Origin of the sequence: Streptomyces sp. CB01881, from assembly GCF_002953255.1 — a bacterium.
Taxonomy (GTDB): domain Bacteria; phylum Actinomycetota; class Actinomycetes; order Streptomycetales; family Streptomycetaceae; genus Kitasatospora.
The window spans coordinates 1,221,690-1,239,044 of the sequence record NZ_CP026498.1 but is presented as its reverse complement, the minus strand read 5'-3'; the positions used below and the strand labels follow the sequence as shown (position 1 = coordinate 1,239,044).

Genomic DNA, 17,355 nt, shown 5'->3' with positions numbered 1-17,355 from the left:
ATGAAGGTCACGCACGGGGTGGGGAGTGCCGGACCCGTGGCGTCCCTCCTTCCAGAGGTGAGGGCAGTGCCAGGAGCCACCGCTCGCGGCGGCTACTCGGCTACTCGGCTGCTCGGCTGCTCGGCGACCGACGGCCGACGAGCGGCGCGGCGGACGGGCGCGGCGGACGGGCCCACGGCGAAGTGAACAAGCGCATGAAGCGAACGAGCGCACAGCGAAAGGGAAACCATGAGCCTGATCAGGTCGATGCTGGTGGAACTGACCGGCACCTCGGAGTACACCGACGGGATCGGTGACGACGTCGACCTCGCGGCCAGCGGCATCGACAGCGGAGACCTGGTGCGTCTGGTCCTGCTCATCGAGCAGCGCACCGGCGTGGAGGTCACCGCCGAGGACATGGAGAAGCTCGCCACGATCGGTGACTACGAGCGCTTCGTCGAGGAGCGGAGCGCCGTCCAGCAGTCCGGCGGTGCGTGATGTGGCTCAGCCAGCTGGCGGAACGCAACCGGCAGTGCTTCCCCGACCGGGTGGCGCTGGTGGACGAGCGCCGCTCGGTCACCTGGTCCCAGTTCCACGAGCGCACCGTCCGCCTCGCCCGGGGGCTGGCGGCTCTCGGCATCGCCCCCGGTGACCGGGTGGTGGTGCTCTCGCTGGACCGCGTCGAGGTGCTTGAGACCTACTTCGCGCTGGCCCGGATCGGCGCGCTGTTCGTGCCGCTCAACCACAGTCTCACGGTGTCCGAGGTCGCCGAGATCGTGGAGCGGGTCGAGCCGGCCGCCCTGATCGGCGAGACGGCGCTGCTGGAGCGCTTCGCGGACCTTCCGGTGCCGCGGCGGATCGCCCTGGACGAGCCGGCCTTCGCGGAACTCGGTGCGGGGGCCCCGCAGTTCGAGCTGCCGGAGGTCGCGGACACCGACCCCGTCGCCATCCTGCACACCTCGGCCACCACCGGGCGGGCCAAGGGCGTCGTGGTGGACCAGCGGTCGTTCCGGGCCATCGCGCTCGGCTGGCTGGCCGTCAGCAGGCCGGCCGACGACATGGTGCTGGTCAACTGCTGCCCGCTCTACCACGGCAGCATGGTGGTCACACTGACCTACCTGGCCGCCGGGGCCACCGCCGTGCTGATACCCGGCTTCAACCCGCAGCGCGCGCTGGCCGCGATCGAGACCCACCGCGCCACGCACATCTGGCTGGTCCCGCAGATGCTGCGCTTCATGCTGCAGGCCAAGGTCCTGGAACGCACCGAGCTCGGAACCCTGCGCGAGGTGATGTACGGCGCCGCGCCGATGCCTCCCGAGGTGTACGTGGCGGCCGCCGAGCGGCTGGGCTGCGGGTTCCGGCAGGTCTACGGCATGACCGAGGTCGGCGGCCCGTTCGTCACCCTCGGCCCGGAGGAGCACCCGGCCCCGGACGCGGTGGGCGAGATCGTCCCCGCCGGCCGGGTCATCCCCGGCATGTCCGTGCGCGCGATCGGCGCCGACGGGCAGGAGGTGGCGCCGGAGGCGATCGGCGAGATCGTGGTCCGCGGGCCGGGCGTCATGCACGGATACCTGCACAACCCGGACGCCACCGCCGAGATCACCACGACGGACGGCTGGATCCGCACCGGCGACCTCGGCCGGATCGACCGGGCCGGCCGCATCCACCTGGTCGACCGCACCAAGGACCTCATCCTGCGGGCCGGGCAGAACGTCTACCCGTCCGAGATCGAACGGGCGCTGCTGCAGCACCCGGCGGTGCAGGACACGGCCGTGGTCGGCGTGCCCGACGCCGACTACGGCGAGGTGCCGCTGGCCTACGTGGTCGCCGCGGCGGGCACCGGCCGCGCCGAACTGCAGCGCCACCTGGCCGAGCGGCTGGCGCCGTACAAGCGCCCGGCGCGGATCGAGTTCATCGAGCAGGTGCCGCGCAATCCGGCCGGAAAGATCGTCAAGAAGCTGCTCCGGGCGTGACCGCGGAGCTCACACGGCGGCAGGTCCTGGACGACCTGCCGCCGCTTCGTGCTGCACTGGCCGCCCGCGGCCTCTCCCTGGCCTGGGCCGTCGCCGGGGCCGACGGGGACGGCGACGCCGGGCACGTGGACGTCACGCCCGCCGGGCCGGGCGAGGCACGGGCCGCGGCCGGGATGCCGCCCACCCGCCGCCGCGAGTTCCTGGCCGGCCGGTGGGCCGCGCGGCGGGCGCTGCGCGCGGCCGGGGGCCCGGGCGGCGAGATCGGGCGGGCCGGGCGCCGCCCGCTGGCGCCGGCCGGCTGGGCACTGTCCATCAGCCACTCGGCCGGGCTCGCGGTGGCCGTCGCCGCGCCGCTCAGCCGCTACGCCGCGGTCGGCTGCGACCTGGAGCTGCGCCCGCTGCCGGCCGCCGCGGCACGCCTGGTGCTGACCGGGCCGGAGCGCGCCTGGGCCGGCGACGCCGGTACGCCGGGCGCGCAGCACCGGCTGCTGGCCCTGTTCTCCGCCAAGGAGGCGGCCTTCAAACTGCTGTGCGGCCTGCAGCCGGAGACCTTCGGCACGCTCACCGTGGCCCGCCTGACCGCCGACCCGCCGCCGGCCGGCGCCCGGCCGCGGGCCTTGCGGCTGCGGCCGATTCTGCCGGGCGCGCCCGGCGTGCCGCGCCCGCCGGGTACGGCCCGGGCACCGGGTGCACCGCCGCCCGCGGCGCTGGTGCGGATCAGCGCCGCGGGCGACGGGGTGTTCTGCTGGACGGCGCTGCCCGCTAGCGTCCGGCGTTGACCAGCACCGCCATGTTGCCCGGCGGGTGCTGGTTGTCGTGGATGAGCTGGTGCGCCAGCCCGACATCCTCGAAGTCGAAGGTGCGCGACAGGCACGGGTCGACGAACCCCTGCTCGATCAGCGCGGACACCTCCCGCGCCTCCCGGGCGCTGGCCACGTGCGAGCCCTGCAGGCGCTTCTGCCGCATCCACAGGAACCGCAGGTCCACGTCGCCGTTGTAGCCGGTGGTGCCGCCGCAGATGACCACCATGCCGGCGTTGTCGCACAGGTACATCGAGGTCGGGATGGTGTCCTGGCCGGAGTGCTCCAGCACGATCCGCGGCGCCCGCCGCTCGCCCAGCACCTCCCAGAACCGGCGGCCGAACGCCCGGGCCCCCTGGAGCCAGCGGGCCATCGCCTCCTGGTCGGTGGCGTCCGGCAGCCGTCCCCAGTGGTCGAAGTCGCGCCGGTCGATCCAGCCGTGGGCACCCAGGCGCACGCAGAACTCGCCGCGCTCCTCGTTGGAGACCACCGCCACCGGGACGCCCCCGGCGTGCCGGACCAGCTGGATCGCGATGCTGCCCAGGCCGCCCGCGCCGCCCCAGATCAGCACCGGGTCGCCGGGCCGGACCGTGTGCGGCTCCCAGCCGAACAGCTGGCGGTAGGCCGTGGCCGCGGTCGCGAGGTAGCAGGCGGCCTCGGCCCAGGACAGCCGGGCGGGCTTGGGGTGCAACTGGTACTCGCCGACCACCGCGAACTGCGCGAAGGAGCCGTAGTTCTCCTCGTAGCCCCACACCCGCTGGCTGGCGGAGGTCGCCGGGTCGGCGCCGAGCCGGATGTCCTCGGCGTGCTCGTCCCAGGTGCTGGCGAGCACCACCACCGCGTCGCCGGGCCTGAACTGCCGCACCCCCTCGCCGGTGGCCCACACCACGCCGGAGAGGTCGGAGCCGCCGATGTGGAAGTCCTCGGTGGCGCCCTGCTTCTGCCGCGCCGCGATCACGTCCAGCGGGTAACCCTGCGCCGCCCAGACGTTGTTGTAGTTGACGCCGGCCGCCATCACCTTCACCAGCACCTGGTTGCGGCCGACCGGCGGCACGTCCACCACCTCGGTGCGGAAGGCGTCCGCGGGGCGGCCGTAGCGCTCCCGGCGGATCAGCGAGGCGTACATGTGCCGCGGCGTGTGCCCCAACTCGGGGGCGTCGCCCAGTTCGTAGAGGTCCTTCTCGGCGAAGGGGACCTGGCTCGGCTGGATCACCGGGAGACTCCTCGGGTGGTGGTACCGGGGGTGGAAGCGGCGGCCGCGTGCTCGGCGGCCGCCAGGCAGGCACGGTGGGAGGCGGCCGGCAGCACCTGCCGCCAGCCGGCCGGGAGTTCGGCGAAGACCGGCCAGAGCGAGTGTTCTCCTGCGGCGTTCACCAGGAGCACGTGCGACGCCTCGTCGCCGCGGTCCTCGAACGGACTGCTCACGGGTCTCTCCTGTCTCACGGGGTCGTTCACGACTTCAGCGCGGCGGCGAGCACCGCGCCGATCTCGGCCATCGGCCCGGGTTCGGTCATGCCGTAGTGGCCGCAGTCGACCGGATGGTCGTGCAGGGTGCCGGTGACGTACGGACGCCAGGCCTCGGCCTTGCCGGGCCTCAGCGACGGGTCGACCGCCCCGTCCGCGGCGGGCCGGTCCGCGCTCGCGGTGAAGAAGAGCGCGTCGCCGTCGAAGACCCCGGGCGCGAAGCCGGGCGCGATCCGCAGGTTGTTGCGCATCACCTCGGCGATCCGTTCGGCCTCCGCCCCGGTCACCGGCGAAGTCCCGCCGTCGGTCCCGGACAGCCGCGCCAGCACCCCGGCCACGGTCGGCAGCGGTCCGTCGCCCGGCTCCAGGCCCGCCACCCGGAGCAGCAGCGCCGCCACCTGGGACTCGATCTGCTCCTGGGTCCAGTGCAGGCCGTACGGCTGCGGTGCGTCCAGCATCGCCAGCAACTCCACCTGCTCGCCCTGCCGTTGCAGGGCGCAGGCAATGGCGTGCGCGACGAAACCGCCGTACGACCAGCCGAGCAGCCGGTACGGGCCGTGCGGCTGCTGCTCGCGCAGCAGCGCCACGTACGCGTCGGTCATCGCCGCGGCGTCGGTGGCCGGTGACCGCCGCCCGTCCAGCCCGAGGGCCTGGATGCCGAAGACCGGCTGGTCGGCGCCGAGGTGGGGCAGCAGCCCGGAATACCGCCAGGACACGCCCGCCCCCGGGTGCACGCAGAACAGTGGGGTCTGCTCACCCTCGGCGCGCAGCGGCAGCAGCGGTGCGAAGGCCTCGGGGCCGCCGCCACGGCCCGCGGCCGCGATCAGCCGGGCCACGGTCGGGGCCGACAGCAGCGCGGCGGCCGGCACGTCCAGCACCCCGGCCTCGCGCAGCCGGCCGGTCAGCAGCACGCCGCGCATCGAGTCGCCGCCCAGGTCGAAGAAGTTGTCGTCGACGCCGATGCCCTCGACGCCCAGCACCGCCTCCCAGACCTCGGTGGCCGCCTGTTCCAGCGGGGTGCGCGGCGGCACCTGCTCGGTCGTCAGGTACGGGCGCGGGGAGCGTCCGGCGGGGGTCCCGGCAGGGCCGTCCGCCGCCCCGGCCGGGCGGGCCCCGGGGGCGTCGATCCAGTACCGCCGGCGGTCGAACGCGTAGCCGGGCAGCGGGACCGGACGCACCTGCTCGGCCGGGTCCGGCTCGGGCAGCGCGGCCACGCCGGCGCTCCACAGCCGCCCGAGGGCGGCCGCCAGTACCTGCCCGTCCGGGCTCTCGGCCTTCGCGTGCCGCATCGTGGTCACCCCCACCACCGCGGCCTGCTCGCCGAGCGCGGCGCCGGCCAGCTTCAGCAGGGTGTCCCCGGGACCGATCTCCACCAGCACCGGGTTGCCGCGCTCCCACAGCGTCCGGACGCCGTCGGCGAACCGCACGGTCTGCCGGGTGTGGGCGACCCAGTGCTCCACCGAGCCGGCCTGCGCGTCGGTGGCCCAGTCGCCGGTGACGTTGGTGACGTACCGGATGCGCGGCGGGCGCAGGGGGGCCGAGCGCAGGTGCCCGGCCAGCTCGCCGAGCACCGGGTCCAGCACGGCGGAGTGCGCCGCGGCCGGCATCCGCAGGCGGCGGAACGTCACCCCCGCCTCCGCCAGCCGCCGTTCCAGCTCCGCCACCGCGGCCACCGGGCCGGCGACCGTGCAGGCGGCCGGGCCGTTGACGGCGGCCAACGAGACCCCGTCGGTCAGGAACGGCCGCAGCTGCGGCTCGCCCAGCGCCACCCCGACGGTGGCACCGCCGCAGGCGGAGATCAGCCGGATCCGCTCGTGGACCAGCGGCAGCATCTCCTCCAGGGTGAACACCCCGGCCAGGCAGGCCGCGGTGTACTCACCGAGCGAGTGCCCGATCATCGCGTCCGGGCGCACCCCGCGCTCGGCGAGCTCCGCGGCCAGCGCGTACTGGGTGACGACCAGTGCCAGGAACGCCTCGGCGGCCGCCGGGTCCACCTGTTCGAACAGCGCGGTGCGCAGGTCCCCGCCGAGCCCCGGCCGCAGGATGCGGGCGCACTCGTCCACCGCGTCCCGGTACACCCCGCCGGCCCGGTACAGCTCGGTGCCCATGCCCACGTACTGGGTGCCACCGCCGGGGAACAGGAACGCCACCGGCCGCGGCGCGCCGTCCGCCACCTCCACCGGCTCGGGCAGCGGCGCGCGCAGCGCGCCCACCGCCTCCCGGGCACTGCGCACGGCGACCGCCGAGCGCAGCCGCATCGCCGGCCGGTGCCCGGTCAGCGTGTGGGCGACGTCGGCCAGCCGTAGCCCGGGGTCGTCCGCCAGCCGCCGGGCCAGCGCGTCGGCCTGGCCGCGCAGGGCGTCCGGGGTGCGGGCCGACAACGGCAGCACCCGCCAGCGCTCCTGCTCCGGCGCCCGGGAGTCCGCCGGGACGGCCGGCGCCTCCTCCAGCACGACGTGCGCGTTGGTGCCGCCCACGCCGAAGGCGCTCACCGCGGCGCGGCGCGGGTGCCGGCCGGCCGGCCAGTCCTCCAGCGCGGTCGGCACCCGGAACGGGGTGGCGGTGAAGTCGATCAGCGGGTTGGGCCGCTCGAAGTGCAGGCTGGGCGGGACCTGCCGGTGCTCCAGGGCGAGGACGGCCTTGACGAAACCGGCGATGCCCGCCGCCGCGCCCAGGTGCCCGATGTTGGTCTTCACGGAGCCCAGCGCGCAGTAGCCGCGCTCGTCGGTGCTGTGCCGGAACGCCTCGGTGAGCGCCGCGACCTCGATCGGGTCGCCCATCGCGGTCGCGGTGCCGTGCGCCTCGACCAGGCCGATGGTGTCCGCGGTGATGCCGGCCGCCAGCTGCGCGGCGAGGACCGCCTCGGTCTGGCCGGCCGGGCTCGGCGCGGTGAAGCCGACCTTGCGGCGGCCGTCGTTGTTCACCGCCGAGCCGCGCACCACGGCCCGGATCCGGTCGCCGTCGGCGATCGCGTCCTCCAGGCGCTTGAGCACCACCACGCCCACCCCGTCACCGGAGGAGGTGCCGGCCGCGTCCGCGGCGAAGGCCCGGCAGTACCCGTCCGGCGAGAACGGGCCGCCGGGCACCCAGCGGTAGCCCAGCAGCGCCGAGGGGTTGACCGACACCGCCCCGGCCAGGGCGGTGTCGCAGCGGTAGTCGATGAGGTCCTGGCAGGCCTGGTGGACGGCCACCAGGGCCGTGGAGCAGGCGGTCTGCAGTGACAGGCTCGGCCCGGTCAGCCCCAGCTCGTAGGAGACCCGGGTGGCCAGGGTGCCCAGCGAGTTGCTGGTGGCCGCGTGCACCAGGGCGACCGAGCCGGGCCGGCCGGCGTACTGCGGGTGCAGGTGCGCCGGGTAGTAGCGGCTGTCGCCCGCCCCCGCGTACACCCCGACCTGCCGGTCGCCGAAGCCGCCGGCGTACCCCGCGTCCTCCACCGCGTGGTAGGCGGTCTCCAGCAGCAGGCGCTGCTGCGGGTCCACCACGGCGGCCTCGGTCGGGCTGTAGCCGAAGAACGCGGCGTCGAACCGGTCGATGCCCTCCAGGACGGAGACGGTGCGGACCAGGTCGGGGTCGGCCAGGTCCGCCGGGTCGCCGCCCGCGGCCAGGAACTCCTCGTCGCCGACCGGCCGCATGGAGTCCCGGCCGGCGGCCAGGTTGGCCCAGAACTCGGCGACGTCGGCCGCGCCCGGGAACCGGGCGGCCATGCCGATGACGGCGATCAGCGGGGGATCGTCGCCCGTGGTCGGGTCGGTGGTGGCCAGTTGCTCGTCAGCCATGGTTGTCGCCCTTCTGCTGTGCATTGGTACGGCGGGCGGCCTGCGCGGTGCGCCGCCGCTGCGCCTGCTGGCGGGCCCGGTCCAGAGCCGAGGGGGCGCCCGGTGCCGTCGGCCCGGCCGGCCGGCCGGTGGCGCCGCTCTCCGGCGTGCCGTCGGCGGGCGCGGTGCCGTCGGTGGTGCGCACGCCGCTCTCGGCGAGGTGCCGGGCCAGATCGCGCACCGTCGGGTGGCCGAACAGGTCCACCACCGTCAGGTCGGTGCCCAGCGCCTCGTTCACGCCGGCCTGCGCGGCCACCAGCAGCAGCGAACTGCCGCCCAGGTCGAAGAAGTTCTCGTCCCGGCCGATCCGCTCCCGGCCCAGCACCCCGGCCCAGAGCCCGGCGATGGTCTCCTCCAGCCGGTCCGCCGTGCCGTCCGGGGCCCCGGCCGCGCCGGGCTCGGCGGACCCCGCGGCCCGCAGCACCCAGTGCCCGTCGACGTCCAGCGTCCGGGCCGCCTCGGCGGCGCCCGTGCACACCGCTCCCAGGTCGGCGCCGTCGGCCAGCACCACCCGGCCGGCCAGCCGCTGCACCGGGCGGGCCGGGCCGGCCAGGTGCGCGCGCACCCAGGGCGCCGTGCGGTCCGCGCCGATCAGCAGGTGCGGCTCGGACAGCGAGGCCGCCAGGTCGTACGAGCGCAGGGCCGCCACCGGATCGAGGGCGCGGTAGCCGCGGGCCTCGGTCAGCGCCGCCAACCGGTAGCCCTCGCTCATCCCGCGTCCCTTCCAGGCGCTCCAGGCCAGACTGCGCACCGGGCGTCCGTCGCGCCCGTGGCGCACCGCGAGCGCGTCGAGGAAGGCGCAGCCCGCCGCGTAGGCCGCGTTGAGCGAGCCGCCGAAGAAGCCGTTGACCGAGGAGAAGGCGGTGTAGGAGGCGCCCAGCTCCGCGGCCAGCCGGTGCAGCACCCAGCCGCCCTCGACCTTGGCCGCCAGCGCGGACCGCCAGCGCTCGGGATCCAGCTCGGTGATCGGCGCCTCGTCCCGGTCGCCGGCCAGGTGCAGCACGCCGGCCAGCGGCGCCGACCACGCGTCGCGTGCCCGGTCCACCGCGGCCCGCAGCTGCACCGGGTCGGTGACGTCGGCCGCCTCGTAGCGGACCTCGCCCAGCGCGCGCAGCCGCCGGTACGCCTCGATCCGGTCGGCGGCCGGGCCGCCCGCGGCCGGTTCCCGCTCCCGGTCGGGCTCGTCGGGCAGGGCGGTACGGCCGACCAGCAGCAGCCGGGTGCCGGCCGTGCGCAGCAGGTGGGCGGCCAGCTCCGTGCCGACCCCGCCCAGGCCGCCACTGACCAGGACGAAGCCGGGCGCGTCGGGGTCAGCGCTCTGCTCGGCGGCCGACGGCTGTTCGGGCAACGGTCGCTCGGGCAGCGGCTGTTCGGGCAGCGGCTCCAGCCGGCGCAGGTGGCGGACTCCCGACCGGTAGGCGACCTCCGGCTCACCGGGCGGCAGTGCCAGCTCGCTCAGCAGTGCCCCGGCCGCCGCCTCGGCGTCGACGTCCGCCGCCAGATCGAGGTGGACGGCGCCGAGCCAGGGCAGTTCCTCGCGCAGCGTGCGCAGCAGCCCACCGGCGGCCGCGTGCAGGTAGCCGCCCCGCTCGGCCGGCAGCACCGCGTGGGCAGCGGAGGTGGCGAAGACCAGCGGCAGCCGGTCGGTGCGGTGCGCGGCGGCCCGGGCGGCCAGCGCCCGGGCCAGCGCGAGCAGCGACTGCGCGCCGTCGCGCTGAGCCTCGACCAGCTCCGCGACGCTGTCGGGCTCGCGGTCGGCGCCGTCCAGCGCGCCCAGGTGCAGTACGGCGTCCACCGTGCGGCCGTCCTGCGCGAGCCGGTCCAGCAGCCGGGCCAGGTCGGCCTCGTCGTCGGGCCGGACCCGGTAGCGGGCCGCGTCGGCGCGCTCGAAGCCGGGGCCCGCCGTCACCACGGTGCAGCGGCCGTCCGCCGCCCGCAGCCCGGCGGCCACCCGCTCCGCCACGGCGCAGGCCCGCTCGCCGCGGCCGGCCAGCACCAGGACGTGCCCGGGGGTGCCGCCCGGCGCGCGGTGCGGCCGGGCCGGCTGCCACACCGGGCGCAGGAACCAGTCCGGGACGGTGGCGGCGGTGCCCAGCAGCACCTCCGCCTGCCGCAGCACCTCGTCGAACTCCCCGGCCTCGAAGCGCTTGCGCAGCTGGGTGCGCTGGATCTTGCCGATCTCGGTCTTGGGGATCACGGCCGCCGCGATCGGCAGCAGGTGGGCCGGGCTCACCCCGATCTCCCGCGTCACCTTGCCGCGGATCTCGCGCAGCGCCGCGGCGGCGTCCACCCCGTCGGCCAGGTGGACGAAGAGCGCCAGCTCGTCGGTGCCCGCCGACGGATCCGGGCGCACGGCCACCGCAGCGGTGAAGCTGCGCACCACGGTGGCGAGTTCCTCGACGCAGGCCTCGATCTCGTGGCTGTAGTGGTTGACGCCGTTGACGATGATGACGTCCTTGGCGCGGCCGGTGATGTACAGCTCACCGGCGCGAAGGAACGCCAGGTCGCCGGTCTCGAACCAGCCGTCCGCGGTGAACGACTCGGCGTTGGCCTTGGCGTTGTCGTGGTAGCCCGAGGTCACCGAGGTACCGCTGACCTGGAGCCGGCCGACCTCGCCCTCGCACAGCACCCGGTCGGTGCCGTCCACGATCCGCATCGCGAAGCCCGGGTACGGCAGGCCGCAGCTGACGAAGGACTCGTCGGCCCCGGTCGGCTCGCCCGGCAGGCTGACGTCGGTGACCACCGAGCAGGTCTCGGACATGCCCCAGCCCGGGTGCATCACGTCCTGCGGCAGGCCGAACGGGCGCAGCACGTGCAGGAAGCCGCGGGCGGTGGCGGCCACCACGACCTCGCCCGCGTTCATCACCAGCCGCATCGGCGACAGGTCCCAGCGGCGGCCGGCCATCCGGTCGGCGTGCTCGGCCACCAGGCCGAAGGCGAAGTTGGGCGCCCAGGTGACGCTCACCCGGTGGCGGTCGGCCAGGTCGAGCCAGCGCAGCGGGTCCTGGAGCAGCCAGCCGGTCGGCGCATGAACCTGACGGCAGGTCAGGTAGACGTCGCGCAGGTGGAACATCACCACGCCGGTCACGTGGTCCAGCGGGATCCAGTTGAGCGAGACGTCGGCGGCCGACAGGCCGTTGGTGAGGGCGGCGGCCGCCGAGCGGCTGAGCACGTTGCCGTGGGTCAGCCGCACCGCCTTGGGCAGGCCGGTGCTGCCCGAGGTCATCAGCATCAGCAGCAGGTCGTCCGGCCGCGCCTGGTACCAGTCCAGGTCCTCCGGGCCCCGGCGCAGCGCGTCCACCGTGACCGGTCGCAGCTCCGGCCAGCCGCGCCGCTCCGCCAGGCCGCGCAGCCCCGGCTCGCCGGCCGTGGTGGTGACCACCGGCGGCATGCCCAGCATCCGCCAGATGCCCTCCAGCTTGGTCAGCGCCGCCGACGGGGCCTCGTAGGAGGCGGGCACGGTCAGCGGGACGGCCGTGATGCCGCCCAGGATGCAGCCCCACAGTGCGGCGAGGTAGTCCTCGGTGTCCTCGCACTGCAGGATGACCCGGTCGCCGGGGCGCAGCCCGAGGGCCCGCAGCCCGCCCAGCACCCGGGACGCCTCCGGGACCAGCGAGGCGTAGCTGCGCCGGGTCTCCGAGCCGTCCGTGCGGACGTGCACCACCTCCGCGTGCTCCCCGGCCGTGGCGGCGCGGCGCAGCGCCGCCGCCCAGCTGCCCACCGTCGGCTCCGGCAGCTCGGGGCCGGTGCTCACCGCGAGGGGCGCGTCCGCGGCGGCCGCCGCCTCGGCCGACTGCTCAACCGCCGGGCGGCGCCGGGCGGCGGCCGGTCGCCGGGTGCCCAGCTCCTCGGGCGCGTCCTCGAGTCCGACGGTGGCCGCGCGGACGCCGGGCAGCGCGGCCAGTGCGCGCTGCCACTGCCCGGCGGTCACCCGGTCCAGCGGCGGCAGGCTCAGCAGCGCGGCGGTGTCCAGCGCGCCGTCGGCGTCGTATGGCAGGGTGCCGACCGCGGTCAGCCGGGCGTCGGTGCCGAGCGCCCGTGCGGCCTGCTCGGCGGCCCCCGCGCGGGCGGGCACCGCGAACAGCCTCGGCCGGCCGTCCGGTTCGCGGACGGCGGCCGCTGCGCGCAGCCCGCCGGCGGCCAGCGCGGCGCGCTCCGGCGCCGCCGGGTCGGAGTCGGGCCGGGCCGGATCGGCCGCGCCGTGCGGGGGCGGGGGAGCGGGCAGCGCGCCGAGCCGCTGCGCCGGGTCGGCGGCGACCGCGGCCAACAGCCGGTGCAGCGCCTGCGCCAGGCCCTGGGCCGTGGCGGCGTCGAACAGCTCGGTGGCGTATTCCAGATGGCAGTCCAGGCCGGCCGGGGCGCCGTGCTCGTCGGACCGCTCGACCACGTCGAGGAACAGGTCGAACTTGGCGGTGCCGGTCGCGGTGGGCCGCAGCGGCGCCGTGACCGGGCCCAGCCGCAGCACGGCCTCGCCCGCGTTCTGCAGCGCCAGCATCACCTGGAACAGCGGGTGCCGGGCCGGGTGCCGGGGCGGGTTGAGGGCTTCCACCAGCAGCGGGAACGGAAGGTCCTGGTGGTCGTAGGCGGCCAGGTCGACGGCCCGCACCCGGGCCAGCAGGGTGCGGAAGTCCGGGTCGCCGGAGGCGTCGGTGGGCAGCACCAGGGTGTTGGTCAGCAGGCCGACCAGGTCGTCCAGCGCCGGATCGGTACGCCCGGCGACGGGCGTGCCGATCGCGACCACCGGGCCGGCGCCCCACCGGGTGAGGAGCGCGCCCAGCGCGGCCTGCAGCACCATGAACAGGCTGGCCCCGCCGTCCTCGGCGAGCCGCAGCAGCGCCCGGTGCAGCTCGGCGTCCACGGTCAGCGTGCGGGCCGCGCCGCGGTCGCCGGGCCGGGCGCCACGGGGCCGGTCCGCAGGCAGTCCCGCGTCCTCCGGCAGGCCGGCCAGCGCCTGGCGCCAGAAGGCCAGTTGCTGCTCCAGCAGGCCTGTCCCGGCCGGCGGCGGGGCGAGCAGGCGGCGCTGCCAGAGCGCGTAGTCGGCATACTGCACCGGCAGCGGGCGCCACCCCGGGCCCCGGCCCGCGACCCGGGCCGCGTAGGCCGCGGACAGGTCGTCGGCCAACGGGCGCAGCGACCAGCCGTCACCGGCGCTGTGGTGCAGGACCAGGACCAGGACGCGGTCCCGGCCGGTGCCCAGCAGCCAGGCGCGCAGCGGCAGTTCACCCGCCAGGTCGAAGCGGTGGCGCAGCGTGGCGGTGAGCTGCGCGGCGACCTCCTCGGCCGGGCAGTCGACCTCCGTCAGCTGCGGGGCGCGCTCCCCGGCGGGCAGCACCCGCTGCCGGGGCCGGCCTTCCGTCTCGGTCAGCAGGGTGCGCAGGCTCTCGTGCCGGTCGGCGAGGTCGGCCAGCGCCGCACGCAGCGCTTCGACGTCCAGCTCGCCGGCCAGCGGTACCACCAGGGGGATGTTGTAGGTGGCGCCGGAGGCGTCGATCCGGTTGAGGAACCACATGCTCTCCTGTCCGTGGGAGAGCGGCAGCAGCTCGGGACGCACGGCGGGCGCGAGCGGCGGGCGGGCCCACGACCGCGGACCGTCGGGCGTCAGCCGCCCGGCCACCCCGGCGGGCGTCGGGGCGTCGAACAACGCCGCCACCGGCACCTGTTGACCGGTCTCCAGGCGCAGCCGGGAGAGCAGCCGGGTGGCGCTCAGCGAGTGGCCGCCCAGGGCGAAGAAGCTGTCGTCGCGGCCGACACTGCCCCCGGGCAGGCCCAGCACCTCCTCGAACAGCCTGCAGACCAGAGCCTGTTCGGCGGTGTCCGGGGCCCGGCCGCCGGCCGCTGCGGCGAAGTCCGGCGCCGGCAGCGCGGCCGCGTCCAGCTTGCCGTTGCCGGTCAGCGGCAGCGCCTCCAGCAGTACGCAGGCGGCCGGTACCAGGTGTTCGGGCAGCAGCCCGGCCAGGTGGGCCCGCAGCGCGCCCGGGTCGGGCCGCTCGGCGGGCGCCGGCACCACGTACGCCACCAGCACCCGGTCGCCGCCCAGTTCGCGGGCCACCACGGCCGCCTGGGCCACCGCGGGGTGACCGACCAGGGCGGCCTCGATCTCGCCGGGCTCGATCCGGAAGCCGCGGATCTTGACCTGCTGGTCGGCCCGGCCCCGGTACTCCAGGGTGCCGTCCTCGGCGCGCCGGGCGAGGTCGCCGGTGCGGTACATCCGGGAGCCGGGTGCACCGAACGGGTCGGCGACGAAGCGCTGCGCGGTCAGCCCCGGCCGGTCCAGGTAGCCGAGCGCCAGGCCGGGACCGGCGACGTACATCTCGCCCACCGTGCCGGGCGGCACCGGCTGCAGGCAGTGGTCCAGCACGTACACGCGCAGGTCGGCGAGCGGGACGCCGATGGTGCCCCGCGGGTTGGGCTCCTCGACCGCCTCCCGGGTCACCCGGTGGTGGGTGACGTGCACCGTGGTCTCGGTGATGCCGTACATGTTGACCAGTTCCGGGCCATGGTCCCCGTGCCGGTCCAGCCAGGGGCGCAGGTGTGCGGCCTCCAGCGCCTCGCCGCCGAGGACGACGTAGCGCAGGGCCAGCGGCGCGGCCTCGGCGGGTGCCTCCTGGTCGGCCCGCACCAGCTGGTGGAAGGCCGAGGGCGTCTGGTTGAGCACGGTGACGCGCTCGCGCCGCAGCAGCTCCAGGAAGTCCCCCGGCGCACGGGAGACCGCGTACGGGACGACCACCAGGCGGCCGCCGTGCAGCAGCGCGCCCCACAACTCCCAGACGGAGAAGTCGAAGGCGTAGGAGTGGAAGAGCGTCCACACGTCCTCGGGTCCGAACGCGAAGCGCTCGGCGGCGGCGGCGAACAGTCGCAGCACGTTGCCGTGCGGGACCGGCACGCCCTTCGGCCGGCCGGTCGAGCCCGAGGTGTGGATGACGTACGCCACGGTGTCCGGGGTGAGCGGCGCCGTCCGGTCGGCGTCGGTGAGGTCGGAGGGGGAGAGCGCGGCGAGTTCCCGCTCGTCCTCCGGGGCGCCGAGCACCACGGGCGGCCGGCCGTCCGCGGGCAGCTTCCCGACGCTGCCGGTCTCGGTGACGGTGAGCAGCGGCGCGGCGTCCTCGGTCACCAGGCGCAGCCGCTCGGCGGGCTGGGCCGGGTCCAGCGGCAGGTAGCCGGCGCCAGTCTTGAGCACGGCGAGGACGGCGGTGACCAGCTCGGCGGTGCGCGGCAGGGCCAGCGCCACCAGGCGGCCGGGGCCGGCACCGCGGGCCGCCAGCAGGCGGGCGAGCCGGTTGGCCCGGTCGTTCAGCTGGGCGTAGGTCAGGGTGCCCCGCTCGTCGGTGACGGCCGGCGCCTGCGGGGCGAGGGCCGCCTGCTCCTCGAACCGGGCCGGCACGGTGGCGCGGGCCGCTGCGGTGAGGGCGGCGGGCAGCGGCGGCGCCGGGGTGAGCTCGGGCAGCTGCCGGTGCTCGTGCGGCAGCAGCAGGGAGGTGCGGGCGAGCGGCAGGCCCGGCTCGGCGGTGGCCAGTTGGTCGAGCAGGTGCACGAAGCGCTGCTGGTGCGCGGTCAGCTCCTGCTCGGTGTAGACCGCGGGGTTCGCGTCGAAGGCCAGCCACAGCCCGGGACCGTCCTCGGCGGGGCGCACGTTGATCTGCAGGTCCTCGACGGCGCCGCCGGTGAGGTGGTGCGAGGTGCACGGGTGCTCGCCGAAGCGCAGGTCCTCGCTGAACGGGATCAGGTTGACCACCGGCCCGTACAGCCGCCGGCCTCCGTCGAGCAGGCCCAGGTCACGGCGCAGGTACTCGCCGCGGTACTGCTGGTTGCGCCGCAGGGCGGCCAGCTCGGCGGTGACCTCGCGCACCAGCTCGCCCACGGTGGTGCCCGGGCTCACCGTGACCCGCAGCGGCAGGATGTCGGAGGTGGTGCCCGGCGTGCGCAGCGCGGCCGAGCCCGGGCGGCTCATCGTGGCCAGCCCGAGCACCAGGTCCTCCGCGCCGGTCGCCCGGTGCAGGTAGGCGGCCACCGCGGCCACCAGCAGGTCGGTGCGGGATGCGCCGAACCGGCCGGCGGCCGCCGCCAGGCCCTCGGCGTCGGGCAGCACGGTGGCGCGGCGGCGGAACGGGTAGACCGGCGGCGCGGTGCGCCCGCTCAGCCGCACCGGCGCGGGCGCGTCGGCGAGGCGCTCGGTCCAGTACGCGCGGTGCCGGGCGGAGCGCTCCGAGGAACGGTACGCGGCGTCGGCTTCCAGGAGCGGGCCGATCGGGCCGAACGGATCCGGCGGGACCTCGCCGCCCGCGGCCAGCGCGCTGTAGGTCTCGGCCAGCCGGCGGGCCACCAGCTTGTAGCTGTAGCCGTCCAGCAGGATGTGGTGGGCGCGCAGGGACCAGGCGTAGTGGTCGGTGCCCAGCGTGAACAGCGCGTGGGTGAACAGCGGGCCGCTCTCCAGGTCCACGGCGGCGGCCAGGTCGGCGCGGATCCACGCCTCGGCCGCGGTCCGCGGGTCGGGCTCCGCGCTCAGGTCGACCCGGTGCAGCGGCCAGTCGGCCGGCTCGGCGGGCAGCACGCAGCACGGGCCGTCCGGGGTGTCACGGAAGCGCAGCGCGAAGGTCTGGGCCTCCGCCACCGTGCGCCGCAGGGCGGTCTCGAAGAGCACCGGGTCGATGCGGCCGTGAATCTCGACGTACTCGGCGGTGTTGTAGGCGCCATTGGCCGGGTCGAGCCGCTGGGCGAACCAGATTCCTTCCTGGGCGCCCGACAGCGGCCGGAGTTCTTCCTCATGGACTGACATGGCACCAACCTTCAGCGCGGAGCGGGAATACCGCCGGAGAGACCGGCCGATGTGATCGAGCGGGAGTCGGGGGCGCGCGCGAGGAAAGCTGCCGGCGTACCCGAGGAAAGCTCAAGGAAAGAGAGGGGTGAATTCGGGCCCAACGGAGCCCGACGTGGAGAGGCATCGCACTGGTGAATGCATTGGCGACGGTGATCACTCAGAGCCTCATTATCAGGAGCCGCCATTGTCAGGTCAAGGTCAACTTCGGCGGGGACGGCTGGGACAGAAGTGGACAACTGATGCGTTCGGCCAGCTCGGATGTGGATCTCCCGGCTCCCGTACCGGGGCGGATTTGGCCGAGAACGCGCTGAAAGACGTGATTCGGCCATGTCTGAGAGGCGACCTTGGCGCATACGTGACCAGGTGAAAAGCTGAGCGCGCGGACCCCTTCGGCGGGTCCGTCGCAGCTACGGGGGATACGAATTGTGCTGCGGAAATGCGGATTCGGCCGAACCTGATCCGGTCGCCGTCCGCAGGACCGAACAGTGCTCTGTTCCACAGCTTGAAAG

7 protein-coding genes are annotated in these 17,355 nt (G+C 75.8%); 3 read left to right on the top strand and 4 right to left on the bottom strand.

The features are described 5' to 3' along the window. Nucleotides 1–228 precede the first annotated feature (228 nt). Genes C2142_RS05380 through C2142_RS05370 form a run of 3 tightly spaced genes read left to right on the top strand, consistent with a single transcriptional unit; the run spans nt 229 to nt 2,731 of the window. The gene (locus tag C2142_RS05380; protein WP_148641321.1) at nt 229–477 is read left to right on the top strand and encodes an acyl carrier protein; all 249 of its coding nucleotides are present in this window, start codon (nt 229–231) and stop codon (nt 475–477) included. Further along, on the top strand, nt 477–1,952 hold the full coding sequence (locus C2142_RS05375; RefSeq protein WP_148641320.1) for an AMP-binding protein: 1,476 nt from the start codon (nt 477–479) through the stop codon (nt 1,950–1,952). Before C2142_RS05380 ends, C2142_RS05375 begins: the two co-directional genes overlap by 1 nt. Continuing rightward, nucleotides 1,949–2,731, top strand: a complete 783-nt coding sequence (locus tag C2142_RS05370; RefSeq protein ID WP_148641319.1) for a 4'-phosphopantetheinyl transferase superfamily protein — start codon at nt 1,949–1,951, stop codon at nt 2,729–2,731. The genes C2142_RS05375 and C2142_RS05370 overlap by 4 nt, the downstream gene beginning before the upstream one ends. On the opposite strand, the gene ccrA is transcribed toward C2142_RS05370, so the two are convergent. From ccrA to C2142_RS05350, 4 genes are all read right to left on the bottom strand, one after another. Beyond that, nucleotides 2,715–3,878: a crotonyl-CoA carboxylase/reductase gene (gene ccrA / locus C2142_RS05365; protein ID WP_148642201.1), complete on the bottom strand. Its 1,164-nt coding sequence runs from the start codon at nt 3,876–3,878 to the stop codon at nt 2,715–2,717. The genes C2142_RS05370 and ccrA overlap by 17 nt on opposite strands. An 83-nt stretch (nt 3,879–3,961) precedes the next feature. Beyond that, nucleotides 3,962–4,177, bottom strand: coding sequence for an MbtH family NRPS accessory protein (locus C2142_RS05360; RefSeq protein ID WP_148641318.1), 216 nt, complete (start codon nt 4,175–4,177; stop codon nt 3,962–3,964). Nucleotides 4,178–4,203: 26 nt separating this feature from the next. Further along, nucleotides 4,204–7,992, bottom strand: a complete 3,789-nt coding sequence (locus C2142_RS05355; RefSeq protein WP_148641317.1) for a type I polyketide synthase — start codon at nt 7,990–7,992, stop codon at nt 4,204–4,206. Next, entirely contained in the window at nt 7,985–16,804 is an 8,820-nt protein-coding gene (locus tag C2142_RS05350; RefSeq protein ID WP_148641316.1) for a non-ribosomal peptide synthetase, read from the bottom strand. The genes C2142_RS05355 and C2142_RS05350 overlap by 8 nt, the downstream gene beginning before the upstream one ends. Nucleotides 16,805–17,355: the final 551 nt, after the last annotated feature.

What these genes read in the sequence shown, in the direction of transcription:
- C2142_RS05355 (WP_148641317.1), bottom strand. Translation starts at nt 7,992, where the DNA reads ATGGCTGACGAGCAACTGGCCACCACCGACCCGACCACGGGCGACGAT.
- ccrA (WP_148642201.1), bottom strand. Translation starts at nt 3,878, where the DNA reads ATGTACGCCTCGCTGATCCGCCGGGAGCGCTACGGCCGCCCCGCGGAC.
- C2142_RS05380 (WP_148641321.1), top strand. Translation starts at nt 229, where the DNA reads ATGAGCCTGATCAGGTCGATGCTGGTGGAACTGACCGGCACCTCGGAG.
- C2142_RS05375 (WP_148641320.1), top strand. Translation starts at nt 477, where the DNA reads ATGTGGCTCAGCCAGCTGGCGGAACGCAACCGGCAGTGCTTCCCCGAC.
- C2142_RS05350 (WP_148641316.1), bottom strand. Translation starts at nt 16,804, where the DNA reads ATGTCAGTCCATGAGGAAGAACTCCGGCCGCTGTCGGGCGCCCAGGAA.